We start from the raw sequence: 26411 nt of genomic DNA, 5'->3' as shown, positions 1-26411 counted from the left end.
TTTGCGCACCATCGTGACAACCCTGCTCGGAGCGTGTATTTGAACAGGCTCTCTCTTGAGCCCGGCGCGTGTCGGCCTTAGATTAGATATAACGCGCGATAACGGAGCCCACTATGTTTGGCATTCCCGGCAAACAAGCCGTGACCATGACACCTAAAGCTGCTGAACAGATTGTTCGGCTTATGAAATCCGGCGGTCACACCGGATTGCGCATCGGCGTCAAGAAAGGCGGCTGTGCGGGGATGGAATACACCATGGACTATGTCGATGATGCCGACCCGAATGACGAAGTGGTCGAGCAGGATGGCGCGCGTGTGATGATCGCCCCCATGGCACAGATGTTCCTGTTCGGAACCGAGATCGACTACGAGGTTTCACTGCTTGAGGCCGGGTTCAAGTTCCGAAACCCGAATGTAGTCGATGCATGCGGATGCGGAGAATCGATCAAGTTCGACGAAACCTTGGCTGAACAACGCTAACTCGCAGCTTTTAGGTGGACGTAGGTCTCATTAAATCGCCGCGTCAGGTGCTCTCCGGCGCGGATCGTGGCGTATGAACCCGGGGGCGCAACATTTGTGTCGTAAGAAGGATTAAAGAACAACGGAACCGAGATCCTCTCGTTCACGCTGCCTTTGACCCTATGCTCGGTCGCTTTGACTTCTCCTGCCGTCCAAAACTCCAGCATCTCCCCGAAATTGATTATGAATTGTCCCGGCGTGGCGTTTACAGCTTGCCAATCGCCATCAGGCATACGAACTTCCAGACCCGGTGTGCCGTCCGTGGCCAGCAAAGTCAGGCAGCCATAATCCGTATGCGCGCCGATACCAAAGTCCTTTTCTCCTGCCCAATCAGGGCGTTGCGGATAGAAGTTACCGCGCAGCAGCGCCATTGGCGTATCAAAGGCCGCATCAAAACTGTTTGCATCCCTACCGATGGCAATCGCAATCGCGCGCAAAACGCGAATGGCAACTGAGCAGGCGTCTGAATAGTAACTCTGAATCGTTCTCCGAAACGCGTCGGCCCCGTCTGGCCAGAGATTTGGGGCATACACACTTAATCCCCGCCCCGCATAGGGATCATCGGCTGGCAGTTCAAAACCGCTATCAAAGACTTCTTTGAAATCCGGGTTCGCCCTGAGATCCACCTGTTCGGAACGCGGCGCACCCCAACCGCGGTTGGCACCCGTAGCTGCCATATCGACGCTCTGCTTGATCTCATCGGGTTGACGAAAAAAATCGCGATACGCGTCAATCACCAGCTGCACACGGGCGGCATCGAGGCCGGAATTGGAGATTGTTAGAAATCCGATCTGGCGAACAGCATGTCTCAGCTTTTCCATCTCAGCTGGATCACGCAGATCCAATTTGGCGAGATCGAGATCGTCTATCATGCCATCCTCCGCAACAACGCGCGCAATGTGTCCCGACACGTAGCGCTATGCAACCGGAATTGTCAGCCCCGCCTGCGGGTGATATCCGAGGGTTCAAAGCAGAAAACCGGAGGGATCGCGATGCGGCGTAAGTTGGCGGCAGGCAACTGGAAAATGAACGGAACTGGCGTTGCGCTGAGCGAGCTGGAAGCGTTGAAAGCCTCGCACCCATCTTCTGCGGTAGAAATCCTGATATGCCCACCAGCCACTTTGCTTCATCGCGCGGCAAATACGGTTGAAGGTTCGGGCATTACTGTTGGTGGCCAAGACTGCCACGCGGCGCTCTCGGGTGCGCATACCGGGGATCTGAGTGCCGAGATGCTGTTGGATGCAGGGGCGAGCGCAGTGATCCTTGGCCATTCCGAGCGCCGTGAAGATCATGCTGAGCAGAACGAAGACATTCGTGCCAAAGCCCGCACCGCCATGGATGCAGGCCTGAAGACGATCATCTGCGTCGGTGAAAGCCTTGAGCAGCGCGAAGCAGCAAATACTCTGGATATCATCGGTGGACAGATGTCGGGTTCGATCCCGGATCAAGCGACAGGCGAGAACCTGATTGTCGCATATGAGCCGATCTGGGCCATCGGCACCGGTAAGGTTCCAACTTTGGAAGAGATCGGAGAAGTGCACGATTTCATACGCGCACGTCTGGAACGCCGATTTGGCGAAGGTGTCGGCCGGTCAGTCCGCCTGCTGTATGGCGGATCGGTCAAACCCGGTAATGCTGCAGAGATTTTTGGCGTTTCAAATGTTGACGGAGCGTTGGTGGGTGGCGCCAGTCTGAAAGCAAATGATTTCTCGGGCATCATTCAGGCGCTTGAAAGCGCCTGATCGCCAACCTCATTCGGCAATATCTTCGGCCCAAAGCGCGGGCTTCTCTTCGATAAAACGCTTCATCAATGCAATGCAGTCCGGGTCATTTGCGATGATGACCTCGACACCACGATCGCGCAGGAAGTCCTCATTGCCGCCAAAATTCACGGTGTCTCCGATCACAACGCGCGGGATACCGAACTGTACGATCGTGCCAGAACACATCATGCAAGGCGACAGCGAGGTATAAAGCACAGTATCGCGATAGGTCTTCTGCCGCCCTGCCTTGCGCAGCGCATCCATTTCCCCATGGGCGATCGGGTCGCCCAGTTGGACACGCTGATTACGCCCTTGCGCAACGACCTCACCACCCCGCGCAAGCACTGAACCGATTGGGCAGCCTCCTTCGTCAAATCCAGCTTTCGCCTCATCATAGGCAACGCGCAGCAAGCGTGCATCGGTGTCGGTCAGCATATGCAGGTGTCCTTTGTTCGGAGTTGTTTCGCAAAGCTGCCCGACACCACTACGGCGGTCAACGCTTAGGCCAGTTTCATGATGACCAAACCCGTCACGATTAGAATCGCAGCGCCGATCCGCATGGGCGTCAGCGCTTCACCCAGGAATAGGATGCCAACAGTGAACGCCCCTACTGCGCCGATCCCGGTCCAGATCGTGTAGGCGGTGCCAAGCGGTAGATCCCGCATCGCCATTGCAAGCAGGCCAAATGACCCGATCATCGCAACACCCATGATCGCCGTCGGCCACAGCCGCGTGAAACCAGCGGTCTGCTTCATCGCGACGGCCCAGACGATTTCGAGGAGGCCAGCAAACAACAGTAATATCCAGGGCATAAGAACACCTCACTTTCCGAGATCGGGTCGTCCCGAATAATCGTCCATGATGGTGAGGTCGTCCTCTGATCCACAAATATGTGTTTGGGCATCGGTTTCAAGGCAAAAAAAACCGGGCGGATTACACCGCCCGGTTCATATGTTCGGTGTAACCGATCTAGTTGGTTATAATCTCAGGCCCCATGAATGTGTTGGGCAGGAATGTCGAAATCCACGGGATATACGTAACCATGATTAGGAAGACGAACAGCACGGCCAAGAACGGCAACGCTGCCTTCACAACACTCATCATCGGCATACCCGCTACGCCCGAGGTTACGAACAGGTTCAACCCGACCGGAGGCGTGATCATCCCGATCTCCATGTTCACCACCATGATAATGCCCAGATGGATCGGATCGATACCCAACTCGATGGCAATCGGGAAGACCAGCGGGGCCACAATGACCAGCAGACCTGAGGGCTCCATGAACTGGCCACCGATCAGCAGGATCACGTTGACCACAATCAGGAAAGTCACTGGCCCCAGACCCGCCGATAGCATGGCGCTTGCGATATGCTGAGGCACCTGCTCATCCGTCAGCACATGTTTTAGGATCAGCGCGTTGGCGATCACGAACAGCAGCGTGACAGTCAGCTTGCCCGCCTCGAAAAGTGTATGCTTGGTGTCGGGGTGCACAAAGGCCGTGATCAACGCATAGGGTTTCTTGAGCAGCGAGATGTTCTGCGCATCCCCTTCGGTGCTGAGCGGCCCCATATCCTTGTAGACAAAACTTGCGATCAGGAACGCATAGACGGCAGCAACAGCCGCGGCCTCGGTCGGGGTAAAGATACCTCCGTAGATACCGCCGAGGATGATGACGATCAGGAACAGACCCCAACCGGCCTCGCGCGCCGAGGTGAAAACTTCGCCCCAACCTTTCCAATCGCCTTTGGGAAGGTTCTTGACCTTGGCCATGACGTAAATGGTGATCATCAGCATCAGACCGGCCATCAAACCCGGAATAACGCCTGCAAGGAACATTCGCCCGACCGAAACCTCCACGGCTGCCGCATAGACCACCATCACGATTGATGGCGGAATCAGAATGCCCAGTGTCCCTGCGTTACAGATCACACCGGCGGCGAATTCCTTGGAATAGCCCACCTGACGCATGCCAGCGATGACGATCGATCCGATGGCCACAACTGTCGCCGGAGACGAACCGGACAAGGCCGCAAACAACATACAAGCGAAGACGCCAGCAATTGCCAGACCTCCGGGCAAGTGCCCCACACAAGCGATCGAGAACCGGATGATCCGCCGCGCCACTCCACCTGTGGTCATGAAAGATGACGCGAGAATGAAAAACGGGATAGCCAAGAGGGTGAAATGCCCCTCAAATGCCTCAAACAGCGTGCCCGCGACCGAAGCCAATGAGCTGTCGGAATAGATCAGCAGGAAGAGGGTCGAGCTGAGACCAAGTGCCACCGCGATCGGAACGCCGATCAACAATAGGCCAATGACCATCGAGAAAAGTAGTACGACGTCCATCAGTCATGCTCCCCCTGCTGGGCGCGGACTTCTTCGATCTCGTCCTCAACCTCGTGGCTAGCTACAAGGCGATCAGTTTCACCGCGCCAAATCTGTACTGCGACCTGTGCAAAACGGATCACCAGCAGCAACATCGAAAGAGGCAGAACGAAATACGGAACGACCTTGGGCAGTTTCTCGTAATATTCGCCATAGTTGATCATATCTTCCAGAAACCGCAGCGGCGCGACCATCGGGATATCATCAACTTCATAGAAGCTCTGGCTGCGCGCACTCATGTCAAAGCCGGTCGGAAACCAGCGACCCGAGGTGGGCGGCAGATCGGCAAACACTGCCCAGTAGTCATACGAACCCTTGAGCAGGAGCAGAGAAAACACCAGACAGCAAGCCACGGCTATCAGCGCCAAAACCCGGCGTGGCGCGGGGGCCAGCATGTTCAGGATCGCATCAACACCCAGATGTGCATGCTTTTTCACTGCATAAGACGCACCCAGCAGCACCAACCAACCGAAGGTGAATACTGTCAGTTCCAGCGCCCAAAGAATGTTAGAATTGAATACAAACCGCGCGATCACATTGGCGAAGGTGACAATTGTCATCAGACCCAACAGGCACGCAATCATGGTTTCTTCGATATGGTCGACCAGCCCGCCTTGGCCGGGTTTCGCACCAGACATCTCTCTGTCCCCGCATTTTTTTGATGAGAGTGGTGGGAGTGTGGCGGGCCACTAAGGCCCGCCCAGCCAATGCGTCCATAACTCCCCAGTCCCCGGACGCGTGGCTTGAACCGGGATCAGAACCCGGCGTTGATCGCCTGTGCGGCGTCAATCTTGTCCTGACCAACGTCACCGGCAAATTTGTCCCAGACTGGCTTCATCGCATCGACCCAGGCCTGGCGCTGCTCGGGGTTCAGTTCCCGGATGATGCCCCCTGCGTCAGTGATCGAAGCCTTGGCAGCTTCGTTTACGGAAAAGGCCTCCTTATTACGGGTCTCGGTCACTTCGGCGAGAATCGTCAGGAATTGATCGCGAACTTCAGGCTCCAGGCTTTCCAGCCAGTCAACTGAGGTTACAACCAGATAATCGATGATACCGTGGTTCGTTTCTGTGATGCCGTCCTGCACCTCGAAGAACTTCTTGCCGTAGATGTTCGACCAGGTGTTTTCCTGCCCGTCAACAACGCCCTGTTGCAGAGCACCGTACACTTCCGAGAACGCCATCTTCTGAGGGCTGCCACCAATTGCTTCCATCTGGGCAACCAATACGTCCGATGACTGAACGCGGAACTTCAGGCCGTTCGCATCCGAAGGATCTTCCAACGGCTTGTTCGCAGACATCTGCTTCATGCCATTGTGCCAGAATGCCAGCCCTTGAAGGCCGCGGCGCTGCATGCTGTCTTTCATCGCCTGACCATCAGCCGAGGCTTGGAACGCATCCACAGCATCGATGTTCTTGAACATGAACGGCAGATCGAACAGGCGGAATTGCTTTGTAAATTTCTCGAACTTCGACAGCGAGGGCGCGGCCAACTGCACGTCGCCCTGCAGCATCGCTTCAAGAACCTTGTCATCGTTGTAAAGAGTGGAGTTCGGATAAACCTCCATGCACATCACGCCGTTCATCTCGTCATTGACGCGCTGCTCAAGCAGCGAAGCGGCGATGCCCTTGGGGTGTTTGTCCGTATTGGTCACATGCGCAAACTTCACGACGATCTCGCCATCATCGCAAGCTGCTACACCAGCGGTCGCTGTCACGGACAGTGCGATTGCGGTTGCTGCCGTTGTCAGGAATTTCATCAGTCTTATCCTCCCAGACTTCCCTAAAACTTCCATCGAGCGCTCAATCAGCGCCGTATGTTGCGGAGTGAACCGAATCGGCTCCTCACTCTCAACATTTTGTTTAGATGTTACTGAAATCTGTTTTTTCCAATTAATTTCTTACTGTTAAATGATGATCGTTATAAATCTGGTGTTTCGGCAGAACTACGCTGTGCGATTTTTCGCACAGGCAGTCAGCACCTTGTGCGAATTTCCGCACAATATCCGAATCGATGCGAGCGAATCGCTCGCTTAAGACGCAGCGCAACCGCGGCTCGCCCTAGCGGAAGTGTTTTGCTAACGACGATAGTCTTCTGGCCTGATGTGGTAGCGGGTCAGCTTGTCATAAAAAGTTTTGCGCGGCAGCTTCAGTGCTTTGGCTGCATCCGCAGCCTTGCCATTGTGGCGCCCAAGGGCTGCAATCAGCAAAGACCTCTCAACCCGCGCCAATTGCTCGCTCAACCCCAGATCAGCGGCCTGTGCAACCTCATCCGGCATCCCCAACACAAACCGCATTGCCGCCGACATCAACGATCGGGCATTGCCCGGCCAATCCTGCGCCATCAACGAGGCCAGATGCTCGGGTGTCACTTCAGGTTCCGCAATCCCGGCCTGCTCAGCGGCCTGCGCCACATAGCGGCGAAAGATGACGGGGATATCCTCGGGCCGTTCTGACAGGGCCGGGATTCGCACCCGCATGACATCCAACCTATAGAACAGATCGGCATTGAATCTTCCTTGTGCAGTAAGTTCAGACAAATCAGCCGTTGCCCCCGCTATGATTCTGGCGTCCGTCCCTTGTTCGATCAGTTCCAGCGCGGCGTATTGCGTGGCATCCGACATCGCCGAGATCTCATCCAGATACAGCGATCCGCCTGCCGCATCCTTACAGACACGCAACAAATCATCCGGGTTCAGGCCTGAGGCAGGGCGTTTGACAAATGGCCCCTGTCCAACCGGAGACATCAGATGGACAACTTCAGCGACCTTTGAAACTCCGCTACCCGCTGGCCCGGTAACCAGTACCTCGGCCCGTGTTGGCGCTACGCTCCGCACTCGCTCACGCAAGGCTTCGGCTTGATCTGACAACCCAAACAGCATGCGTGCTGCGGGATCGCCACGCTCAAGTTCGCGCCGTTGCTCGCGTTCCTGCAGAATTTCTGCGCGCGCTGCGAAGGCTCGCTCGAGTACCGCCAATAAGTCCGCTGCTGCACAGGGCTTTTCCAGAAAATCAAATGCTCCCTGCCCCATGGCCTGTACCGCCATCGGGATATCGCCTTCACCTGTCAGCAATACCACCGGAAGCTCAGGATCAACCTCGCGCGCGTATGCGAGCAGATGAAACCCATCCCGCCCCGGCATGCGAATATCCGAGATGATCACACCGCCGAAGTCACGATGAATATGATCCTTTGCGGCCACGAAAGATCCCGCGGTGACCGGTTCATACTCGGCCAATTCGAGGGTTTGCGCCAAGGCCTCACGTACGGCGGCATCATCATCGACCAAAAGCACTTTGCGGATCATGCTGCCTCATCTTCTTCAAAGGGTTCCAGTTCAACCGTGAATTCAGCACCCTCGTCCGTGTTGGCACCGCGAATATCCCCCCCGAAGCTCTGAACCAGACCGTAGGATATCGACAGCCCCAGACCCATCCCTTCGGACGTCCCAACCGTTTTTGTGGTGTAGAACGGCTCAAACACGCGGTCGGGGTCCTCGATGCCGGGTCCGGTATCCCGCACCGACACGCGAATAGGCTTCCCCCCTGACAGAGTGACCAATATCCTGCGCGTCGGTCGATCGACCATCGCATCCGCTGCATTATTGATTAGGTTGACAAACACCTGTACCAGTCGCACCTCTCCACCCCAAGCATAGACCGCAGTCTTTGGCGGCACCCACTCCAACGCGACGTTCTCATCGCGCAGGCGCGCCTCGGTCAATTCTGTGGCAGTGTTCAGAACCTGAACCAGATCAACGCGCCCCATTGGTTCGCTTTCATTTCTCGCAAAGGCCCGCAGGTTCTTGATGATCCGCGCCATGCGTGCGGCCATATCGGAAATGCGGCCCAGATTTTCGCCAGCTCTCTGGCCCTTGCCGCGCTCAAGAAAGGCGGACCCGTTGTCGGCGAACTGCTGAATCGCCATCAAGGGCTGGTTCAATTCATGACTGATGCCAGCCGACATCTTGCCCAAAGCGCTCAACTTACCAGCCTGAACCAAATCGGCCTGCGCTTGTTTGAGCGCGGCCTCCGCCTCCTGCCGCTCGGCAACTTCGTGGCGCAAAGCGCTATTAGCCGCCGTCAAGGCGCGCGTACGTTGCGCGACCCGGCTTTCCAGCACGGTATTTGCCTCTGCAAGTGTCCGACGGCGTTCCGAGGCCAGAAACAACAACGCACCAAAGGCGAAACAGATCGCCGCAACCGCTGCCGCCTGTAACCCCGCCAACCGGCGCGCCGGGGCGACATCAACCAGCATCTCTGCGGTCATCGCAATCACCGGAAGATCGAGCGTCAGATGCAGGGCGCGACGGGGCAGATAGCGACCCCAATTGAGCTTCCACACTTCATATCCCGCAATCCAGGTTGAGGCGAAATCGACATTCTCACCTTCGGGTGACATCAGGCCCTGCTGCCCTTGCCCGCGGCGCCATAGTAGCAGATCCGATCGGTTCGAGATAAAGACAACCCCATCCGTATCAACGAAAAACACCGCATCGGTGCTACCGCGCCAAGTTTGTTCAACGTCCTGCACATCGGCCAGAACCATCAACGCGCCTTGTATCTGCCCCAATTCCCCAAATGCAGGGGCCGCATATGAATAGATGCGATCGCCGCTTGCGTCTTCGACCCCATGCGCGCTGCCCAGGGCCCCCTGCATGGCGCGCTCGAAGGCCGGATGTGCGGACATATCGCGCTGCGTCACCGGTTGGGCCGCGACAAGAACCTGACCCTCCGGATTCAGGTACATAACGTTAACGGCAGCGGTTTTGTCTGCCACATCCAGCAGCACCTTTCGGGCGGCCCGTTGCTGTTCTGATGTTTCTAGCTCCTGCAAAGCAGGATGATCCGCCATCAAGGCGGCCACTTCCTGATAGACCTGCATTTGCGTGCTCAGACGGTCGGCGGCCAGTTCCAAATCAGCCTCGGCCTTCTCGCTCAGTTGCGACAGGGCCTGACGATAGCCATAAGTCCAGACCGCCGCTGACAGCAATCCGACCGCGCATAAGAAACCGGCTATGATCCAAAAACGTTGCATATCTAGGGTCTTGCATTCAGCAGCCGCCATGGCAAGTCTGCACCGCATGAAGACGCTGACCCAATCCCCGACCGACCCGGCATTCGTGCAAAACCCATACCCCTTTTATGACAGCGCACGTCAGTCGGGCGATCTGTTCTACTGGAAAGACTACGGCCTTGTCGCGGCTGTCTCGCACAAAGCGGTGCAAATTCTGCTGCGCGATCGGCGCTTCGGGCGTGAAATCCCGGCGGAACTTGCAAAACCCGGCCCAGACCATCTTGCACCCTGGCTAGAAGTCGAATCCCATTCGATGTTAGAGCTTGAACCCCCGCGTCATACTCGATTGCGTTCTCTGGTTCTGCGGGCGTTTACCTCTCGCGCGATCACGGCGCTTGAGGGGTCCACTGAACAGTTGTGCCACGATTTGATCAAGCAGTTCCCCGCTGGCCCCTTCGATCTGCTGGAGGCCTATTGCACCCAGGTCCCCGTGATCACGATCTGCCGTCTGCTTGGTGTGCCGGAAGACATGGCACCGCAACTGTTGCAGTGGTCGCACGCCATGGTGGCCATGTATCAGGCAAACCGGACGCGCCAGACCGAAGACGAAGCCGTCCGCGCCACACAAGCCTTTACCACCTATCTCGAAGAATACATCGAAAAACGCCGCACTGACCCGCGTGACGATCTGATCACCCGGTTGATCGCGGCAGAGGAAGATGGTGAAAAACTCTCGCGCGACGAACTGATCACGACCTGCATTTTGTTGCTGAACGCCGGTCACGAAGCCACCGTGCACGCCATCGGCAATGGCGTGAAGACTATATTAACAACGGGTACACAGCAGTATGTCCTGACGCCCGGCACCATCGACGGCGCAGTCGAGGAAATCCTGCGTTTCGATCCACCACTGCACATGTTCAGACGCTATGCCTATGAAGATATTGAACTCTTCGGTCACCGCTTTGCGCGTGGTGACGAAGTTGCCTTGCTTCTGGGCGCAGCCAATCGCGACCCTGCTGCTTGGTCCCAATCCGATACATTCGACCCGATGCGAGATGTAAGCGCCAATACTAGCTTTGGTGGTGGCCTTCACTTCTGTGTGGGCGCTCCGCTGGCCCGGCTTGAGATGCGGATCGCCCTGCCCATCCTGTTCCAGCAATGCCCAAAGCTAAAGCTGACGGCAGAGCCGCAGTATTCGGACAGCTACCATTTCCACGGGCTGACCAAACTCATGGTAACGGTCTGACTTAATATCCTGTCAAGAAACCCGGATCCGTGCTTCATCTGGCCATAAATATCTCGGGGGAGTCGCCTTCGGGCGGCGGGGGCGGCGCCCCCATTCACGCTTCATCCTATCCGACAGACTTCAGTGGTAGCATGGTGGTCGATTTGATCTCTTCCATCGAAAGCAAGGCTGTTACGTTGTGCACTCGCACCTCTGAAATCAACGCCTGATAAAACGCATCATACGCACGCGCGTTCTTGACGCGCACTTTCAGAATGTAATCGATGTCTCCAGCCAAACGGTGCGCTTCCTGAACCTCTGGACGATCGCGCAACGCTTTCAGGAACTTCTGCTGCCACTCAGCCTCATGTTCCGACGTACGGATCAGCACAAAGAATGTGGCCTCAAAGCCCAACGCTTCGGCATCCAGCAATACGGTCTGCTGGCCAATGACCCCTGCCCCCTTCAGCTTGCGAATGCGATTCCAAACCGGCGTCTTGGAGCTCCCTACACGGGCTGCGATTTCGTCAAGCGACTGGCTGGCATCCCGTTGCAGCTCGGCTAGAATTTTCCGATCCGTGTCGTCTATTCGCACCGACATTCCAATTTCCCTTCCAATTCAGAACAAATCTTCTTCCACTCGCCGCAGATAGAACATCTGTTCTTATTTCTTCACGCATATGGCGATTTGGCGGGAATATTTCCTATATTGGCACACAAGTCAATTCAGTCACGAGATGATCCGATGCAGGTCAAACAAACAAATATGCGCATTCACAAACCCGGCGTCGCCCGAGTTGCGCAATACCCGCACAAAGTCTCGGTTTTCAATAAGGAGCTTGCCTGATGGCCCGCGCTTTTACCCCCAAAGTCGTCACCGCCAACGACTTGTTGGAAGGTGATGTGATTTACCAGACCGAAGATGACCGATGGTCGCGCGAGTTGTCCGATGCCGAACTGATCGCGGACGAAGCTCACGCGCAGGTTCGTCTGCTGGATGCCGCGCGTCAGGCCAACAAGATCGTCGGCGCCTATCTTGCCGACGCGGTGGCCGGAGAAAACGGCCCCGAACCCACCCATTTTCGGGAGGATTTCCGCCGGACTGGTCCGTCCAACTATGCCCACGGCAAACAGGAAACCTCCCCGCAGCCTCGGGCCTGATCTCAGGCCATTCTCTCTCCCCTTCAAGGCCCCGGGTCCGGGGCTGCAACTAAGGACAGCTAAACATGTATCGCTACTCCGAGTTCGACACAGCATTTTTGGCAGAACGCAACGCGCAGTTCCGTGCGCAGGTTGAGCGTCGCATTGACGGTTCGCTGACTGAAGACGAATTCAAGCCACTGCGCCTGATGAATGGTCTGTATCTGCAATTGCACGCTTATATGCTGCGGGTCGCTATTCCATATGGCACGCTGTCCAGTGCTCAGATGCGTCAGCTCGCTTTGCTGGCCGAGAAATGGGACAAAGGTTACGGCCATTTTACCACCCGTCAGAACATTCAGTACAACTGGCCGAAACTGAACGACGTGCCGGATATGCTGGACGCACTGGCCGAGGTTGGCATGCACGCCATCCAGACCTCGGGTAACACCATCCGCAACGTGACCGCCGATCATTTCGCCGGTGCCGCCGCGGATGAGGTCGCTGATCCGCGCCCCTATGCCGAACTGCTGCGCCAGTGGTCGACCGACCACCCTGAATTCCAGTTCATGCCCCGCAAATTCAAGATCGCCATCACCGGCAGCGAGAATGACCGCGCCGTGATCAAGGCGCATGACATCGGTCTGCAATTGGTTGAGCGTGATGGCGTTCTGGGTGCCCGCGTCATCGTTGGCGGTGGTCTGGGCCGTACGCCCATGATCGGCAAAGAGCTATCGGAATTCGTCGCCTTTGACGACCTGCTGGCCTATCTTGAGGCCACCGTTTCCGTGTGGAACCAGATCGGCCGTCGCGACAACAAGTACAAGGCACGTATCAAGATCACCGTGCATGAGCACGGCATCGACGCCATCCGTGCCAAAGTGAACGAACGCTTTTTGAAGGTTCGCCCGCAATTCAAAGGCGCGGATATGAACCTGCTGGACGAAATCAAAGGCCACTTTGCGCCTCCAGCCTTCCGTGATGGTTCGGTTGCCTCGTTCGAGAGTGCCTACACCAACGATCCGGTCTTCCGTTCGTGGGTCGACACCAACATCGCGCCGCACAAGAACGCGGACCACGCGATCGTCACGATCTCGATCAAGAAGCACGGCCAGACGCCGGGCGATGCGACTGCAGAGCAGATGCGCGTGATGGCCGATCTGGCCGAAGAGTTCGCCTATGATGAACTGCGTATCAGCCACGAGCAGAACGTAATCCTGCCGCATGTCCACAAATCCGACCTGCCCGCGATCCACGCGACGCTGAAAGAATACGAGTTGGCGACCGCCAACATCGGCTTGATCAGCGACATTATCGCCTGTCCCGGTATGGATTACTGCGCACTGGCGACGGCACGTTCGATTCCCGTGGCGCAGGAAATCGCGACCCGGTTCGAAGACTTGAAGCTGGAGCATGATATCGGTCACCTGAAGATCAAGATTTCAGGCTGCATCAACGCCTGTGGTCACCACCATGTGGGTCACATCGGCATTCTTGGCCTAGACCGCGCTGGCGTCGAAAACTACCAGATCACTCTGGGTGGTGACGGTACCGAATCCGCCGCCATCGGTGATCGTACTGGCCCGGGCTTCGCCTATGACGAGATCGTTCCGGCGGTCGAGCGCATCGTCGACACGTATCTGGAGCAGCGCGACAGCGCCGAAGAGACCTTCTTGCAGACCTATCGCCGCGTTGGCATGGCACCGTTCAAAGCGGCGCTTTACCCCGAGGCACAGGCCAATGCCGCTTGACCTGATCCAAACGGAACTGGGGGCTGACCGCGCCGAACTGACCGAAAAGGTCGAGGCGCTGAACGCCCGCTTCCGCCACCACAGTGCCCATGATGTGATGCATGGCGCATTGGACGAGATCGAGGAGCTTGCTCTGGTCTCCAGCTTTGGCGCGGAATCGGTGGTGTTGCTGCATATGGCTGCAGTGGTCGACAAGATGACCCCAGTGCTGTTCGTGGACACCCAGATGCTGTTTGCCGAAACGCTGGAATACCAGCAGGAGGTCAGCGAGCGTCTGGGCCTGCGCAATGTGCAGATCATCCGCGCCGAGGATGAAGATGTTCAGCGCGACGATCCTTATGGCGCGTTGCGTCTGCGTGACACCGATGCCTGCTGCAACCTGCGCAAGACCTTCCCGCTGCAGAAAGCTCTGACCGGGTATTGTGGCTGGATCACCGGGCGCAAACGGTTTCAGTCCGGCACCCGTGCCGCGCTGGACTTTTTCGAGGTCGAGGACGGGACCGGCCGGATCAAGGTCAACCCACTGGCCCATTGGGCACCCGAGGATGTGCGCGCCTATATGGACGAAAACAACCTGCCCCGGCATCCGCTGGTGGCCAAAGGATACCCCTCGATCGGCTGTGCGCCCTGCACCTCGCCGGTCAAAGAAGGCGAAGACCCCCGCGCCGGGCGCTGGCGCGATCAGAACAAGGAAGAATGCGGCATCCATTTTGTTGATGGAAAAATGGTGCGCATCGGAGAGAAAACATGAACGTAATCGTAAACGACGAGGGCTTTGCCCCCGATGATTGGACCGATGGCTATGTCACGCTGGACGACGCAGCGAATGACGTGGTCGCACTGGATATCGCCTCGGACACTGACCCCGATGAACTGTTTGACCGGCTGGGCAGCGCCCAAATGGTGCGCGTGGACTTTCCATCCTCAGCGGATGGGCGCGGTTTCACCATCGCGCGTGTTCTGCGTCTGAAAGGTTATACAGGTCGCCTGCGGGCAAAAGGCCATGTTCTTGCAGACCAATACGCCATGGCGCGTCGTAGCGGCTTTGACGAAGTCGAAATTGATGACACCTTGGCGAACCGGCAGCCCGAAGATCAGTGGCTGGCCCGGGCCAATTGGCAGGACAACAACTACCAGGCCCGCCTGCGCGGCTGACCCGCCATCGCCAACCTGTGATACGAAAGGGGCAATCTGCCCCTTTTCCTGACTTGGATCAAAGATTAAACGGAGATACCGGTTTAGCAGACCGGCAGTGAAATGATGACAGAGATGAAATCCGTGAGTGAAGCAACCGCCGTTAAGGCCCCCGTCCTGCCCGACGCCCAGACTGTGACCGAGGTCAAACATTGGACCGACCGCCTGTTCTCTTTCAAGGTGTCGCGCCCGGCTTCCTTGCGCTTTCGCTCGGGTGAGTTCGTTATGATCGGCCTACTGGGCGATAATGGCAAACCGCTGTTGCGCGCCTATTCCATCGCCTCGCCTTCATGGGATGAGGAACTGGAATTCTACTCGATCAAAGTGCAAGACGGCCCGCTGACCTCAAAACTGCAGCACATCCAGCCTGGTGATCAGATCATCCTTCGGCCTAAACCCGTTGGCACACTGGTGCATGACGCATTGCTGCCCGGCAAGCGCATCTGGTTCTTCGCCACCGGCACAGGCTTTGCGCCCTTCGCGTCGCTGCTGCGTGAACCGCAGACCTACGAGGATTATGACGAGGTTATCATCACCCATACCTGCCGCGACGTAGCTGAACTGGATTACGGCCGCGAGTTGATCGAGAGCGTCAAACAGGACGAGTTGCTGGCCGAACTGATTGGTGACGGTTTCGCCGACAAGATTCGCTATTATCCCACCACCACGCGGGAAGAGAGCCCAAAGATGGGCCGTATAACCGAGCTGTTAAAAGACGGCACCGTATTCGCCGATCTGGGCATCGAAGGTGGTATCAAGCCAGATACTGATCGCGCGATGGTTTGTGGCAGCCTTGCCTTCAACCATGACATCAAAGCAATTCTGGAAGAGTTCGGCTTGCGAGAAGGTGCAAATTCCGAACCCAAGGAATTCGTGATTGAAAAGGCATTTGTGGGCTAATGGGGTTTGCCGGTGGGGTTATCGACACCCTAAACCGGCAAAAACTCACGAAATTCATGGAAAATTCATGCGGCTTGCAATTTATGCCGCTTGAAACACCTCTCAGCCCGGTCTAAATTCCGGGCTCGAAATTCTGCAATCATCAAAGGAATGAACCCATAGCCCGCAGACCTCACAACGCGCCGCCACAGCGAGATACCGGCCCGCGCGTCAATGACAAGATCCGTGCTCCCGAAATTCGCCTGATTGGCGCCGAAGGTGAAAATGTCGGGGTGGTTCATCCCGCAAAGGCCATGCAGATGGCCGCCGATGTCGGCCTCGATCTGGTTGAGATTTCGCCCAACGCGAACCCGCCGGTCTGCAAAATCATGGATTTCGGCAAGTTCAAGTACGAACAGCAGAAACGCGAAAGCGAAGCCCGCAAGAAGCAAAAGATCATTGAGGTGAAAGAGGTCAAGTTCCGGCCCAACACCGACACGCATGACTATGACGTCAAGATGCGCAACGTGTTCAAGTTTCTTGAGAACGGCGACAAGGTCAAAGTCACCCTGCGTTTCCGGGGCCGCGAGATGGCGCACCAGAACCTGGGGCGTGAGCTGCTGGAACGTGTGGCCGAAGACGTCAAGGATCTGGGCAAGATCGAGAACATGCCCAAGATGGAAGGCCGTCAGATGATCATGATGATTGGCCCGCTGCCACAGAAGTAGGTTTTCTTTTTGTAGAATGACAAAAGCCCCTCCGAAATCGGAGGGGCTTCTTTGTTTTCTGGCTTCTCGCCTAAATCAGATCACCGAGGATATCGCCCGATCCAGCTTGTCTACAAGCTCGACCAGTTGGTCATCTTCGATGACAAAGGGCGGTGCTAGGAGGATATGATCTCCGTTGCGTCCATCACGCGTTCCCGACATCGGGTAACAGATCAATCCCTCGGCCATGGCGGCCTTCTTGATCTTGGCCGCTAGGCCGCGCGACGGATCAAACGGAGTTTTCGTATCCCGATCCTCGACCAACTCAATTCCTCGGAATAAGCCGCGGCCCCGTATGTCCCCGACATTCGGGTGTTGGCCAAACTTGTTTTCCAACATGCTCTGCAATTTGCCCCCCATTACGCCGGCCCGCGCTGGCAGTTCACGAGAAGTAAGTTCCTGTACAACGGCAAGCGCAGCCGCAGTCGCAACCGGATGACCGATATAGGTGTGGCCATGCTGGAAGAAGCCCGATCCATCCCGGATCGCATCATAGATTCGACCCGAACACAGCATCGCTCCGATAGGCTGATACCCAGCCCCCAACCCTTTGGCGATACAAAGAATATCCGGCGTGACATCGTCATGATCACAGGCAAACAAATGCCCGGTACGCCCCATGCCGCACATTACTTCGTCGAGGATCAGAAGAACGCCGTGTTGATCGCAAATTTCACGGATTCGCTTGTAGTACCCCTCGACTGCCGGAACAGCCCCAAGCGTCGCACCAACCACCGGCTCCGCCATGAAAGCCATGACCGTTTCAGGCCCAAGGCGCAGGATTTCTGCCTCCAGCTCATTCGCAACGCGCTGACCATATTCAAAACTGCTCTCATCCTCAGGCTTTTCGGCGTACTCATAGCAAGGAGCGATATGAGTCATCTCGATCAGCATCGGTGCAAACTGCGCCCGCCGCCATTCATTGCCACCCGCCGAAAGTGCCCCCAAAGTGTTGCCGTGATAGCTTTGTCGGCGCGCTATGACATGACGGCGTTCAGGCTGGCCGGTTTCCAGATAATACTGCCGCGCCAGTTTGATAGCAGCCTCGGTCGCCTCTGACCCGCCCGAGACAAAATAGACCCGGTCCAGTTCGCCGGGGGAGTGTTTAATCAGCAGATCGGCCAGTGCCTCGGCCGGTGCCGAGGTCATAAAGCCCGTATGCGCAAACGCAATCTGCGCCACCTGATCCTGCACCGCTTTGACCACAGCGGCGTTGGAATGGCCGAGGCATGAAACGGCAGCATCACCACAATCCAGATAGCGACGGCCGGTTGAGTCGATGAGATAACAGCCGTCACCACCAGCGGCCTCAGGCAGTTCCGACTTTGTATGGCGTGGAAATACGTGACTCATGTCGACGTCCTTTTCAGAAGATCAATCAGCGCCGCGACGGATGCGGCATTGTCAGCCCAGGTTTGTCCATCCGGACCGGCAAGGCTGTTCTCAAAACCCACGCGCACATCGCCACCCAACTGCGCGGCCTTTTGCAGGCACGCATGCTCCTGCCCTCCAAAGGCACAGACCATCCATGGATCAGCGCTGTGCGGAAACACATCCAGATCATTCGGACTCGATTCCTGCGCCGTGGCATAGCGACCAAGGACAAGCAGACGGTCGACCTGATCCGATTTTACCACCCCCCCAGCCTGCCAATGGGTCAGTAACTCGACGTCAGCGACATCATAGAGGATATGCTGAACACGAGTCCCTTGTTCCGCGCACAGAGCGTAGACCTTTGGCGCAAGTTCGGGCGACCGTGCAATCTCGCGCACCGAAATCGAAGCCCAGTCCGGGCGCACATTCTGCAAACAAGCAAGTTGTGCTTGAACGCCGAAAACGCCAGCAGCTTCTGTCGTAATCTGGATGTCCATATCAGGGGCCGCAGCACGCAGTTCAGCAATGGTTTCACTATACAAACCCGCATCAAGCGAATGCTGACCCGCCTGATCACGAACATGCAGGTGCAGGCCTTGCGCACCTGCCCGATTGCACGTCTTCGCAGCTTTGACGATTTCGTCCGTTGTGATCGGCAGCGCAGGATGATCCCCATGCCCCCGCCGCGCCCCGTTCGGAGCCACCAACACATATGGCCTTCCCGCCATCCTCGAACCAGTCTCTGACATTCCGTCACCTGTTTTGCACGATCCCGAATTAGACAACCTGCCAACGTTTTCAATTTGCATTCTTCATAACATTTGTTTTTCTTATCGGATGCAACACACCTCATCCCAACTGACCGAGCAGCTTCGGCACGAAATCGACACCTTGCCTCAGCAAATGCAAGCCGCAGCGAAATACATCATCGACCATCCCGGCGATTTCGGGCTCGACCCAGTTCGACTAACCGCCGAGAAAATCGGTGTCAGTTCAAACGTTCTGGTTCGGTTGGCACAACGTATGGGGTTCGACAGTTTTGATGCGTTCAGACGCCCCTTTCGCCAAACCCTTGTCACAGACCGAGAAGATCGGCTGGGTCAGGGCTGGCTGGATCACATGAAATCGGGGGACCAATTCAGCGCTGCGCAAGCTGGGTTTGCGCAAAACGAACTGAACGTCGTAGCCCGCTCCCTGCGACTGGCCGATCCTGATTTGATGCAACAGGTCACAGAGTACATGATTGCAGCTAATCGCTGTTTCATAACCGCGACCCGGGCCAGCTATGCTTTGGCCTATTATCTCCACTATGCGGGCCGGATGGCACACCCAGGATTTCAGCTTATCCCGCGACATATGGGATCAGCCATCGATGATTTGCTCGAGGCCGATGAAGCGGACTGCCTTTTCGCTATTACCGTTCACCCCTATTCCTCTGACACCATACAATCCATGCGTTTTGCGCGTAAACGCGGCATGCGCATCGTGCTATTGTCGGATAGCGACGTCATCGCCCCTGGTGTTAACCCTGACATCGTGCTGCCTGTAAGTACCCGCGCGCAACATCACTTTTCCAGCTTCTCCGGAGCGATGGCAGTGCTTGAATGCCTGCTAGGTCATCTCTTTGCCGCCGGGGGATCAGCCGCGCGTGACCGCGTGGAACGCTATCAGACGGCACGAGAAGACACCGGCGCCTACTGGCGCCCCGCCAAGCCCCCAAGAGTTCGGAAAGAATAAAGAGCCCCGGCTTTCACCGAGGCTCTCAAAGCTGATTAACAATCAGATCAGCTGCAAGCTTCGACAGCCCGTTTCGTCATAACAGTGACCAGATGCGCCCGATACGTTTTGCTCCCGTGCAGATCACCAATCATGTTCATCGGATTGATGTGCAGCCCCATCAAAGCGTCCGCGCGGAACTCTTTGTTCAGGGCCTCCTCAGCCTCTGCCCAGCGGAAAACTCCGTCCTCGCTTGCGCCGGTTACTGCAACCCGAACGCCATTGGCGAACCGAGCGAGATAAACCCCGACCAACGCAAACCGAGACGCGGGCTGCAAAAACTTCTGATAACTCGCCGCCTGAGGCACAGGGAAACGCACCGAAGTGATAATCTCGCCCTCTTCCAGAGCTGTCGTGAACATGCCCTGAAAGAAGTCATCCGCCGCTATCTGGCGATTATTGGTGACAATGGTCGCGCCTGAACCCAGCACTCCCGCCGGATAACAGGCCGCTGGATCATTGTTGGCAATCGAACCGCCAATAGTGCCACGATTACGCACCGCAGGATCACCGATCTGGCCGGCCAGCGCTGCCAGCGCCGGATAGTTACCAGCAGCTTCAGCGGCCACATTTGCGTGGGTTGTCGCACCGCCTATCGCTACCGAGCCATCATCCTCGACGCAGACCCCTTTCATTTCAGCGATTCCATTGACCGAAACCAGCTTGGATGGCGCGGCCAACCGCTGCTTCATTGTGGGGATCAGGGTTTGCCCACCCCCCAATGCCTGTGCATCCTCAACTCCCAACGCAGTAACCGCGTCAGCGATGGTCGAGGGTTTCTCAAACTCGAAATTGTACATTTCGTTCTTCCTTTCCGAAAAGCGCGGATCCGCCCTTCATCTGGCTATAAATATCTCGGGGAGCGCGAGGGGCTGGCCCCTCGCACCCGAACCTCTCAACCATGCATTGCTGTCCAAACACGCGACGGGCTCATCGGCATGTCAATGTGATCAACAGCCTTTCCACCCGAGTTCAGCGCATCCAGAACCGCGTTGACTACCGCAGGCGGCGAGCCAATCGCACCAGCTTCACCGCAGCCCTTCACACCCAACGGGTTGTGCGTACACGGCGTCTGGCTGGAATGGTCGACCGCATAGAACGGCAGATCATCGGCGCGTGGCATCGCGTAATCCATGAAGGATGCGCTCAGCAACTGGCCATTCTCGTCATAGGCGCAGTTTTCCAACAAAGCCTGACCGATACCCTGACCGATACCGCCATGTACCTGACCATCCACAATCATCGGGTTAACGATGTTGCCAAAGTCATCCGCAGCGGTGAACGCTTCGATGGTCACCTGTCCAGTCTCGGGATCCACCTCAACCTCGCAGGCATATGCCCCCGCTGGGAAGGTGAAGTTGGCCGGGTCATAAAATGCGGTCTCCTCCAGCCCCGGCTCAACCTCCAATGGGAAGTTGTGCGGTACATAGGCTGTCAGAGTCACATCACCCCAGGCCACCGACTTGTCAGTGCCCGCGACGCTGAACTGACCGTCCTTCAGCTCGATATCGGCCTCGGACGCCTCGAGCAGGTGGGCCGCGATCTTCTTGGCTTTGTCGATGACCTTTTCGGTCGCCTTAACCATGGCCGAACCACAGACCGCCAGCGAGCGTGAGCCATAAGTGCCCATGCCGAACGGGATCTTCGAGGTGTCGCCATGCACAATCTCGACCATCGACTCGTCGATGCCGATCATGTCGGCCACTACCTGCGGGAAAGCAGTCTCATGCCCCTGCCCGTGGCTATGTGCACCAACCATGACACTGATAGAACCGGTGGCGTTTACCCGAACCGTAGCTGCATCATAGAGTCCTGCCCGGGCCCCCAGCATACCGACGATGTTCGAGGGCGCGATGCCGCAGGCCTCGATATAGCAATTGACGCCTAGACCACGCAGCTTGCCATTGGCCTCGCTTTCCGCCCGCCGCGCGGCAAAGCCAGCCAAATCAGCAGCAGCCTCAAGCTTATCCATCGTCCCGTTGTAATCCCCGGTGTCGTAGGTCAGCGCCACCGGTGTGTCATACGGAAACTGGGTGATGAAATTCTGGCGACGCAGGGCGATCGGATCGACACCCAGTTCACGCGCTGCCTTGTCGATGACGCGCTCCAACTGATAGGTTGCCTCTGGCCGACCCGCACCGCGATAAGCGTCCACCGGCACTGTGTTGGTGAACATTGCCTTCACATTCACCTGAATGACCGGCGTTTTGTAGTTGCCCGCCATCAGAGTGCCATGCAGCCAAGTCGGAACCGAGCTTGAGAAGGTCGACAGATACGCGCCCAGATTGGCGTAGGTGTTGGTGCGAAGGCCTGTGAAGTTATTGTCCGCGTCCAAAGCGAGCTCAATCGTGCTGACGTGGTCGCGGCCCTGCGCATCCGACATAAACGCCTCGGACCGGCTGGCGGTCCATTTGACCGGACGGTTGCAGGCCTTGGCAGCGAATGTACAGAACGCCTCTTCCGCGTAGTGGAAAATCTTCGTGCCAAATCCACCACCAACATCAGGCGCTACAACACGCACTTTGTGTTCAGGCAAGCCCAGAACAAATGCGCACATCAGCAAGCGGATCACATGCGGGTTCTGCGAAGTGGTGTAGAGCGTGTACTCATCCGTACCCCGGCTGTATTCGGCCACCGCAACGCGCGGCTCCATCGGATTAGCAACCAGACGGTTATTGATCAGGTCCAGAGTGGTGACATGGGCCGCGTTGGCAAAAACCTCATTGACCTTGTCATTGTCTTCTTCGCCTAGATGCCAGTCATAGCAGATGTTGTTCTTCAAATCCTCATGGATAAGCGTCGCGCCATCCTGCGCTGCGGCTTTCATATCCAGCACGGCAGGGAGCTCTTCGATATCCACTTCAATCGCTTCCGCCGCATCGCGGGCGAGTTCAAGGCTGTCCGCGACAACGGCAGCGATGGGATCGCCTACATGTCGGACCTTGCCTTGCGCCAGAATGGGATGCGGTGGTTCCTGCATCGGGGCGCCATGACGGTCGGTTACTTCCCAGCCGCAAGGCATTCCGCCCACGCCTTCAAAGTCCTTGCCGGTGAACACCTTCACAACCCCCTGCATACCCTCGGCGGCAGATGTGTCGATGTTGGTGATCCGGCCATGCGCGATGTCGGACCGTAGGAAATGCACATAGGCCTGGCCATGTACGTTGATGTCGTCGGTGTAATTGCCTGCTCCGGTCAGAAAGCGTACGTCCTCGCGCCGCTTGGAACTGGCTCCGATGCCACTGTCTTTGGGCATTGCTTGTTCTCCTCCGTGGAAAAGAATTTTCGTCGAAAATTCTTAACCGCCTCACTCGGCGGCGATGCTGGAAACGTCTTGACCCGATGCGGCCATGATTGCCTTGACGATGTTGTGGTAGCCTGTGCACCGGCATAGGTTACCCTCAAGGTACTTGCGAATTTCGCCTTCGGTCGGGCGCGGGTTATCCTTTAGCAATGCTGCAGCGCTCATCACCATGCCCGGAGTGCAAAACCCGCATTGCAGCCCGTGATGATCCTGAAAGGCCTGTTGGATCACGTTCAGCGTGCCATCTTCGGCCGCCTGCCCCTCGATCGTGCCCACATCCGCGCCGTCTGCTTCCAGCGCCAGCATGTTGCAGGATTTGACCGCCTCACCATTCACGTGCACCACGCACGCGCCACATTGAGCCGTGTCGCAGCCAATATGTGTGCCTGTCAAATTCAGGTGGTCGCGTAGAAATCCGGATAATAGAGTCCGCCCTTCAACATCACCGCTGACGGCAACGCCGTTCACGGTCATTGAGACCTTGGTCATAAGATCCTCCCCTTTTTTGGCTTATTTGCTAAGCCAGAGTTAAACACGGTAAATTTCGTTTGAGAACAAAAATATTTGCCTGATTTTTCCGCAGTTTCGCTGATCAGCCTTCTAACAGTGATGTGTCCACCAAACAGGGCAAAATTGCCGTTGCGTCATTTACTCTTGGCAGCGCGGGGCTGTGGCCGCGTCGGGATTTCTTTTAGCAGCCCACCGACACCCATCCCTGCGATGTCCGCGCCCGTCGTTTCGATTCCGCAAGCAACGCGGGACAAGACCCAATCCGCCCCGTTCAATGCTGGTGAGCGCGCGCATCCGGGCAAACCGATGATGGGGCGCTCGCCGGAAGATCCCAAAAACAACAGGTTCCCCGGATCGACCGGCATTCCAAACCGGTCGACGATGCCCCCCGCCGCCCGCACAGAAGCAGGCGCCACATCATCTTTATCCGACGTGGCCGATCCGGTCAGGATCATGACGATCTCACCCCGAATGGTCGAAATCGATGCTGTTAAGTCGCCCATCCGATGCGGCACCACCTGAACATCTGACAGATTCATACCCAAAGCCTCAACCCGGCTACGAATAGCAGCGATACCTTTTTCATTAGATGGCCCGCCAGCAATGTCGGTAACGATGAGACCCGCATTTTCGTATTTGGGCACCGATAAGCGAATAGCGTCCTGCGCATGACGGGCCGCACTCTCAACGTCGGATCGAGGTACGGCATAAGAAATCACCTTGATCGTCGCGACCATACCGCCAGCCGTCATCTGCTGATATTGTGGCACCGTCGCAACCGTGATCATCGGGTTGACCTGATTGAACTTTTGCAAGGCATCGGTATCCAGCACCGCGACGCCTGGTCCATTTGCTAAAAGGTTGACCCGGCCTGTAAAGGCTTCGGTGACACGCAGATTTGCCTGTGTGGGACTTGGTGCAAGCGCTTCTGCCAGCAGCGCTGCGGCTTCGTCCTCATGGCAATCACCTTGCTCCAGTCTGGCGACTGTGACCTCGGTCAGACCGACTTGTTGCAACTCGGCTATGTGCTCGGACGAAAGCGTTATACCTTTCCTAAGCTTGCGGTTTCCCGCTTTGACGGAATGGGCTAATATCGCGCCGTCGGCGTCGGAAACGGGTACCGGACCAAACTTCACGCTCTGCCTCGCAGGACCGCCGTCATCTGCGCCAGAATCGCAACGGCTATCTCAGACGGTCCAGCCGCCCCGATATCAAGCCCAACAGGTCCGTGAATCAGTGAAATCTGGTCATCGTTGAACCCGGCCTGCTTCATCCGCTCCACGCGTTTGGCATGTGTGCGCTTAGATCCGAGTGCGCCGATGTAGAACACATCGGCCGCCAAACCGGCCTGAAGCGCGGGGTCATCAAGTTTGGGGTCGTGGGTCAGCAACACAAGCGCCGTGCGCGAGTCGAGACCAAGCTTTGACACAGCCTCATCCGGCCAATCCGTCAGGATGGTTTCTCCGGGAAAACGTGCGTCCGATGCGAAGGCCTCGCGCGGATCTATAATCGCCGGGTCATAGCCCGCGATCCGGGCCATCGGCACCAGAGCTTGGGCGATGTGCACCGCTCCCACCACTATCAACCGTAGCGGTGGGTTGTGGACAGCGACAAAGGTTTGCCCATCCTCTTCGAACCCGGACCTGTCCATACGCAAGCGTTCGGAATAGGCATTGCGGCGCAACGCGCGCTGGCCCGTCTCGACATTGACTTCATAGGCCAAGGATTCGCGCCGCGCCCGTGCCGCGACCAGTTCGGCCAGCATTGGTTCGGGCAGGACCTTGCCGACCGGTTCAACCAAAACCCTGATCGTACCGCCGCAGGCCAGACCGACGGCAAACGCATCCTCGTCGCTTACACCGAACTCTAGCAGCCTTGCCTCGCCTTCCTCTATGGCTTCCAGCGCTTCGACGATCACGGCACCTTCGACGCAACCACCAGAAACCGAGCCTTCGATCCGACCATCGCCCGCAATGACCAACTGCGCGCCTACACGGCGCGGCGCGCTGCCCCAGGTCTCAACCACAGTGGCCAAAGCCGCGCCCTTCCCGGCGCGATACCATTTTAGTGCGGTTTCCGGGCTGCTATCGAATCGTTCCATTTAGACCTCCGGCCTTGCTTGGGTTCAACATAGTCAGCTTTGGAGCAATGAAAAGCGCTCAGCGGGTCGATCTTGTGGCGCTAACAAGCCGATTTTGAACTCACATTCACAAATTGTTGAATGTTGGAAGGCGTCATTCTAGCCTGCATGCGATTCCGGGGCCTATTCGGGATCGTCCCAACATATTTCATAGCGGAGACAAACAGTTGAAACGCATTCTTACACTCGGAGCAGCGATCGGCCTGTTGACTGCCAGCACCGGCTGGGCTGACACATTTCTGAAATACGGTGAGGTCGAAGGCTGGAAGGTTTTCATCGATCAGGACAAGAAATCCTGCCTTATCGAAGCGGTTGATGACGCTGAAAATGTCGTGCAGATGGGCCTGACCGAAGATCGCGGCGTTGGCTATGTTGGTGTCTTCACCAAGGCCAAAACCAACATCAAGAAAGGCGAGAAAGAGGCTGTTGCCATCCTTATAGGCGACAATATTTATGTCGGAGAAGCCACCGGTATGAAGGGGAACATCACCAAGGGCTATTCGGGCGGGTATGTTCTGTCGGACGACCCTCAGTTCGCGGATGACCTTGCCAAGAAGAAGGTAATGGTCGTGTTCCCGGAAAAAGAGTTCGCCTTCACCGTCGATCTGACCGGCACTTACAAAGCCATGGAGATGGCACGGAAGTGCAATGAAGAGCAGCTTTCGTAAC

The 26411-nt window shown here is 56.8% G+C and carries 27 protein-coding genes; 11 read left to right on the top strand and 16 right to left on the bottom strand.

The genetic code is table 11. The features are described 5' to 3' along the window. The first annotated feature begins 113 nt into the window (after positions 1 to 113). Entirely contained in the window at positions 114 to 479 is a 366-nt protein-coding gene (locus ACR0BT_RS01720) for a HesB/IscA family protein (RefSeq protein ID WP_170465407.1), read from the top strand. Here the strand turns inward: ACR0BT_RS01720 and ACR0BT_RS01715 are convergent. Then, a complete protein-coding gene (locus ACR0BT_RS01715) occupies positions 476 to 1390 on the bottom strand; it encodes an isopenicillin N synthase family oxygenase (protein ID WP_170393214.1) in 915 nt (304 codons plus the stop codon). The genes ACR0BT_RS01720 and ACR0BT_RS01715 overlap by 4 nt on opposite strands. 120 nt (positions 1391 to 1510) lie before the next feature. Here ACR0BT_RS01715 and tpiA point away from each other — a divergent pair, with 120 nt between their 5' ends. Next, entirely contained in the window at positions 1511 to 2260 is a 750-nt protein-coding gene (gene tpiA, locus ACR0BT_RS01710; protein ID WP_170465411.1) for a triose-phosphate isomerase, read from the top strand. Between the two features lie 9 nt (positions 2261 to 2269). On the opposite strand, the gene ACR0BT_RS01705 is transcribed toward tpiA, so the two are convergent. The 7 genes from ACR0BT_RS01705 to ACR0BT_RS01675 form a co-directional block, all read right to left on the bottom strand. Then, a complete protein-coding gene (locus ACR0BT_RS01705) occupies positions 2270 to 2716 on the bottom strand; it encodes a nucleoside deaminase (RefSeq protein WP_170510166.1) in 447 nt (148 codons plus the stop codon). A gap of 65 nt (positions 2717 to 2781) precedes the next feature. Continuing rightward, complete coding sequence (locus ACR0BT_RS01700) at positions 2782 to 3093, bottom strand: DMT family transporter (protein WP_170510169.1); 312 nt, start codon at positions 3091 to 3093, stop codon at positions 2782 to 2784. A gap of 157 nt (positions 3094 to 3250) precedes the next feature. After that, positions 3251 to 4627, bottom strand: coding sequence for a TRAP transporter large permease (locus ACR0BT_RS01695; RefSeq protein ID WP_170393218.1), 1377 nt, complete (start codon positions 4625 to 4627; stop codon positions 3251 to 3253). After that, entirely contained in the window at positions 4627 to 5304 is a 678-nt protein-coding gene (locus ACR0BT_RS01690) for a TRAP transporter small permease (RefSeq protein ID WP_170393219.1), read from the bottom strand. The genes ACR0BT_RS01695 and ACR0BT_RS01690 overlap by 1 nt, the downstream gene beginning before the upstream one ends. Before the next feature lie 116 nt (positions 5305 to 5420). Continuing rightward, positions 5421 to 6422 carry a DctP family TRAP transporter solute-binding subunit gene (locus ACR0BT_RS01685; RefSeq protein ID WP_480762407.1) on the bottom strand — a complete coding sequence of 334 codons (1002 nt, stop codon included), beginning with the start codon at positions 6420 to 6422 and terminating at the stop codon, positions 5421 to 5423. Between the two features lie 318 nt (positions 6423 to 6740). Then, positions 6741 to 7970 carry a sigma-54-dependent transcriptional regulator gene (locus ACR0BT_RS01680; protein WP_170735136.1) on the bottom strand — a complete coding sequence of 410 codons (1230 nt, stop codon included), beginning with the start codon at positions 7968 to 7970 and terminating at the stop codon, positions 6741 to 6743. Then, entirely contained in the window at positions 7967 to 9700 is a 1734-nt protein-coding gene (locus ACR0BT_RS01675) for an ATP-binding protein (RefSeq protein WP_170421367.1), read from the bottom strand. The genes ACR0BT_RS01680 and ACR0BT_RS01675 overlap by 4 nt, the downstream gene beginning before the upstream one ends. 46 nt (positions 9701 to 9746) lie before the next feature. Here ACR0BT_RS01675 and ACR0BT_RS01670 point away from each other — a divergent pair, with 46 nt between their 5' ends. Next, entirely contained in the window at positions 9747 to 10928 is a 1182-nt protein-coding gene (locus ACR0BT_RS01670) for a cytochrome P450 (RefSeq protein ID WP_480762406.1), read from the top strand. Between the two features lie 106 nt (positions 10929 to 11034). Here the strand turns inward: ACR0BT_RS01670 and ACR0BT_RS01665 are convergent, their stop codons facing one another. After that, positions 11035 to 11508 carry an Lrp/AsnC family transcriptional regulator gene (locus ACR0BT_RS01665; RefSeq protein WP_010439761.1) on the bottom strand — a complete coding sequence of 158 codons (474 nt, stop codon included), beginning with the start codon at positions 11506 to 11508 and terminating at the stop codon, positions 11035 to 11037. A gap of 245 nt (positions 11509 to 11753) precedes the next feature. On the opposite strand from ACR0BT_RS01665, the gene ACR0BT_RS01660 reads away from it, so the two are divergent. The 6 genes from ACR0BT_RS01660 to infC all read left to right on the top strand — a co-directional run bounded on the left by ACR0BT_RS01660 (position 11754) and on the right by infC (position 16599). Next, positions 11754 to 12068, top strand: a complete 315-nt coding sequence (locus ACR0BT_RS01660) for a DUF2849 domain-containing protein (protein ID WP_480762405.1) — start codon at positions 11754 to 11756, stop codon at positions 12066 to 12068. Positions 12069 to 12133: 65 nt separating this feature from the next. Beyond that, entirely contained in the window at positions 12134 to 13798 is a 1665-nt protein-coding gene (locus ACR0BT_RS01655; RefSeq protein WP_480762403.1) for a nitrite/sulfite reductase, read from the top strand. After that, the gene (locus tag ACR0BT_RS01650) at positions 13788 to 14549 is read left to right on the top strand and encodes a phosphoadenylyl-sulfate reductase (protein ID WP_170510600.1); all 762 of its coding nucleotides are present in this window, start codon (positions 13788 to 13790) and stop codon (positions 14547 to 14549) included. Before ACR0BT_RS01655 ends, ACR0BT_RS01650 begins: the two co-directional genes overlap by 11 nt. Beyond that, the gene (locus ACR0BT_RS01645) at positions 14546 to 14953 is read left to right on the top strand and encodes a DUF934 domain-containing protein (protein ID WP_170393227.1); all 408 of its coding nucleotides are present in this window, start codon (positions 14546 to 14548) and stop codon (positions 14951 to 14953) included. The genes ACR0BT_RS01650 and ACR0BT_RS01645 overlap by 4 nt, the downstream gene beginning before the upstream one ends. Positions 14954 to 15058: 105 nt before the next feature. Beyond that, positions 15059 to 15892 carry a ferredoxin--NADP reductase gene (locus tag ACR0BT_RS01640; RefSeq protein ID WP_170393228.1) on the top strand — a complete coding sequence of 278 codons (834 nt, stop codon included), beginning with the start codon at positions 15059 to 15061 and terminating at the stop codon, positions 15890 to 15892. A gap of 116 nt (positions 15893 to 16008) precedes the next feature. Next, positions 16009 to 16599, top strand: coding sequence for a translation initiation factor IF-3 (infC, locus tag ACR0BT_RS01635; protein WP_310793657.1), 591 nt, complete (start codon positions 16009 to 16011; stop codon positions 16597 to 16599). Positions 16600 to 16674: 75 nt separating this feature from the next. On the opposite strand, the gene ACR0BT_RS01630 is transcribed toward infC, so the two are convergent. Continuing rightward, a complete protein-coding gene (locus tag ACR0BT_RS01630; RefSeq protein WP_170510190.1) occupies positions 16675 to 17991 on the bottom strand; it encodes an aspartate aminotransferase family protein in 1317 nt (438 codons plus the stop codon). Continuing rightward, a complete protein-coding gene (locus tag ACR0BT_RS01625) occupies positions 17988 to 18761 on the bottom strand; it encodes a beta-keto acid cleavage family enzyme (protein ID WP_480762401.1) in 774 nt (257 codons plus the stop codon). Before ACR0BT_RS01625 ends, ACR0BT_RS01630 begins: the two co-directional genes overlap by 4 nt. Before the next feature lie 88 nt (positions 18762 to 18849). Between ACR0BT_RS01625 and ACR0BT_RS01620 the strand changes: the two genes are divergently transcribed. Further along, positions 18850 to 19749: a MurR/RpiR family transcriptional regulator gene (locus ACR0BT_RS01620; protein ID WP_480762400.1), complete on the top strand. Its 900-nt coding sequence runs from the start codon at positions 18850 to 18852 to the stop codon at positions 19747 to 19749. A gap of 47 nt (positions 19750 to 19796) precedes the next feature. On the opposite strand, the gene ACR0BT_RS01615 is transcribed toward ACR0BT_RS01620, so the two are convergent. From ACR0BT_RS01615 to ACR0BT_RS01595, 5 genes are all read right to left on the bottom strand, one after another. Continuing rightward, positions 19797 to 20588, bottom strand: a complete 792-nt coding sequence (locus ACR0BT_RS01615; protein ID WP_170510198.1) for an FAD binding domain-containing protein — start codon at positions 20586 to 20588, stop codon at positions 19797 to 19799. Positions 20589 to 20683: 95 nt separating this feature from the next. Beyond that, positions 20684 to 23044, bottom strand: coding sequence for a xanthine dehydrogenase family protein molybdopterin-binding subunit (locus ACR0BT_RS01610; protein WP_170405437.1), 2361 nt, complete (start codon positions 23042 to 23044; stop codon positions 20684 to 20686). A gap of 51 nt (positions 23045 to 23095) precedes the next feature. Beyond that, the gene (locus ACR0BT_RS01605) at positions 23096 to 23581 is read right to left on the bottom strand and encodes a (2Fe-2S)-binding protein (protein ID WP_170393234.1); all 486 of its coding nucleotides are present in this window, start codon (positions 23579 to 23581) and stop codon (positions 23096 to 23098) included. Positions 23582 to 23736: 155 nt separating this feature from the next. Next, entirely contained in the window at positions 23737 to 24738 is a 1002-nt protein-coding gene (locus tag ACR0BT_RS01600; protein ID WP_480762398.1) for a molybdopterin-binding protein, read from the bottom strand. Beyond that, the gene (locus ACR0BT_RS01595) at positions 24735 to 25703 is read right to left on the bottom strand and encodes an XdhC family protein (RefSeq protein ID WP_170817705.1); all 969 of its coding nucleotides are present in this window, start codon (positions 25701 to 25703) and stop codon (positions 24735 to 24737) included. The genes ACR0BT_RS01600 and ACR0BT_RS01595 overlap by 4 nt, the downstream gene beginning before the upstream one ends. A 206-nt stretch (positions 25704 to 25909) precedes the next feature. Here ACR0BT_RS01595 and ACR0BT_RS01590 point away from each other — a divergent pair, with 206 nt between their 5' ends. Continuing rightward, the gene (locus ACR0BT_RS01590; RefSeq protein ID WP_170510628.1) at positions 25910 to 26410 is read left to right on the top strand and encodes a hypothetical protein; all 501 of its coding nucleotides are present in this window, start codon (positions 25910 to 25912) and stop codon (positions 26408 to 26410) included. Position 26411: the final 1 nt, after the last annotated feature.

Source organism: Ruegeria sp. CJ6 (genome assembly GCF_056536665.1).
This window is presented reverse-complemented; position numbering and strand designations above follow the sequence as displayed.

Excerpts from the sequence above, each read along its gene's own strand:
- ACR0BT_RS01720 (WP_170465407.1), top strand. The coding sequence starts at position 114 with ATGTTTGGCATTCCCGGCAAACAAGCCGTGACCATGACACCTAAAGCT.
- ACR0BT_RS01715 (WP_170393214.1), bottom strand. The coding sequence starts at position 1,390 with ATGATAGACGATCTCGATCTCGCCAAATTGGATCTGCGTGATCCAGCT.
- tpiA (WP_170465411.1), top strand. The coding sequence starts at position 1,511 with ATGCGGCGTAAGTTGGCGGCAGGCAACTGGAAAATGAACGGAACTGGC.
- ACR0BT_RS01705 (WP_170510166.1), bottom strand. The coding sequence starts at position 2,716 with ATGCTGACCGACACCGATGCACGCTTGCTGCGCGTTGCCTATGATGAG.
- ACR0BT_RS01700 (WP_170510169.1), bottom strand. The coding sequence starts at position 3,093 with ATGCCCTGGATATTACTGTTGTTTGCTGGCCTCCTCGAAATCGTCTGG.
- ACR0BT_RS01695 (WP_170393218.1), bottom strand. The coding sequence starts at position 4,627 with ATGGACGTCGTACTACTTTTCTCGATGGTCATTGGCCTATTGTTGATC.
- ACR0BT_RS01690 (WP_170393219.1), bottom strand. The coding sequence starts at position 5,304 with ATGTCTGGTGCGAAACCCGGCCAAGGCGGGCTGGTCGACCATATCGAA.
- ACR0BT_RS01685 (WP_480762407.1), bottom strand. The coding sequence starts at position 6,422 with ATGAAATTCCTGACAACGGCAGCAACCGCAATCGCACTGTCCGTGACA.
- ACR0BT_RS01680 (WP_170735136.1), bottom strand. The coding sequence starts at position 7,970 with ATGATCCGCAAAGTGCTTTTGGTCGATGATGATGCCGCCGTACGTGAG.
- ACR0BT_RS01675 (WP_170421367.1), bottom strand. The coding sequence starts at position 9,700 with ATGCAACGTTTTTGGATCATAGCCGGTTTCTTATGCGCGGTCGGATTG.
- ACR0BT_RS01670 (WP_480762406.1), top strand. The coding sequence starts at position 9,747 with ATGAAGACGCTGACCCAATCCCCGACCGACCCGGCATTCGTGCAAAAC.
- ACR0BT_RS01665 (WP_010439761.1), bottom strand. The coding sequence starts at position 11,508 with ATGTCGGTGCGAATAGACGACACGGATCGGAAAATTCTAGCCGAGCTG.
- ACR0BT_RS01660 (WP_480762405.1), top strand. The coding sequence starts at position 11,754 with ATGGCCCGCGCTTTTACCCCCAAAGTCGTCACCGCCAACGACTTGTTG.
- ACR0BT_RS01655 (WP_480762403.1), top strand. The coding sequence starts at position 12,134 with ATGTATCGCTACTCCGAGTTCGACACAGCATTTTTGGCAGAACGCAAC.
- ACR0BT_RS01650 (WP_170510600.1), top strand. The coding sequence starts at position 13,788 with ATGCCGCTTGACCTGATCCAAACGGAACTGGGGGCTGACCGCGCCGAA.
- ACR0BT_RS01645 (WP_170393227.1), top strand. The coding sequence starts at position 14,546 with ATGAACGTAATCGTAAACGACGAGGGCTTTGCCCCCGATGATTGGACC.
- ACR0BT_RS01640 (WP_170393228.1), top strand. The coding sequence starts at position 15,059 with ATGACAGAGATGAAATCCGTGAGTGAAGCAACCGCCGTTAAGGCCCCC.
- ACR0BT_RS01630 (WP_170510190.1), bottom strand. The coding sequence starts at position 17,991 with ATGAGTCACGTATTTCCACGCCATACAAAGTCGGAACTGCCTGAGGCC.
- ACR0BT_RS01625 (WP_480762401.1), bottom strand. The coding sequence starts at position 18,761 with ATGTCAGAGACTGGTTCGAGGATGGCGGGAAGGCCATATGTGTTGGTG.
- ACR0BT_RS01620 (WP_480762400.1), top strand. The coding sequence starts at position 18,850 with ATGCAACACACCTCATCCCAACTGACCGAGCAGCTTCGGCACGAAATC.
- ACR0BT_RS01615 (WP_170510198.1), bottom strand. The coding sequence starts at position 20,588 with ATGTACAATTTCGAGTTTGAGAAACCCTCGACCATCGCTGACGCGGTT.
- ACR0BT_RS01610 (WP_170405437.1), bottom strand. The coding sequence starts at position 23,044 with ATGCCCAAAGACAGTGGCATCGGAGCCAGTTCCAAGCGGCGCGAGGAC.
- ACR0BT_RS01605 (WP_170393234.1), bottom strand. The coding sequence starts at position 23,581 with ATGACCAAGGTCTCAATGACCGTGAACGGCGTTGCCGTCAGCGGTGAT.
- ACR0BT_RS01595 (WP_170817705.1), bottom strand. The coding sequence starts at position 25,703 with ATGGAACGATTCGATAGCAGCCCGGAAACCGCACTAAAATGGTATCGC.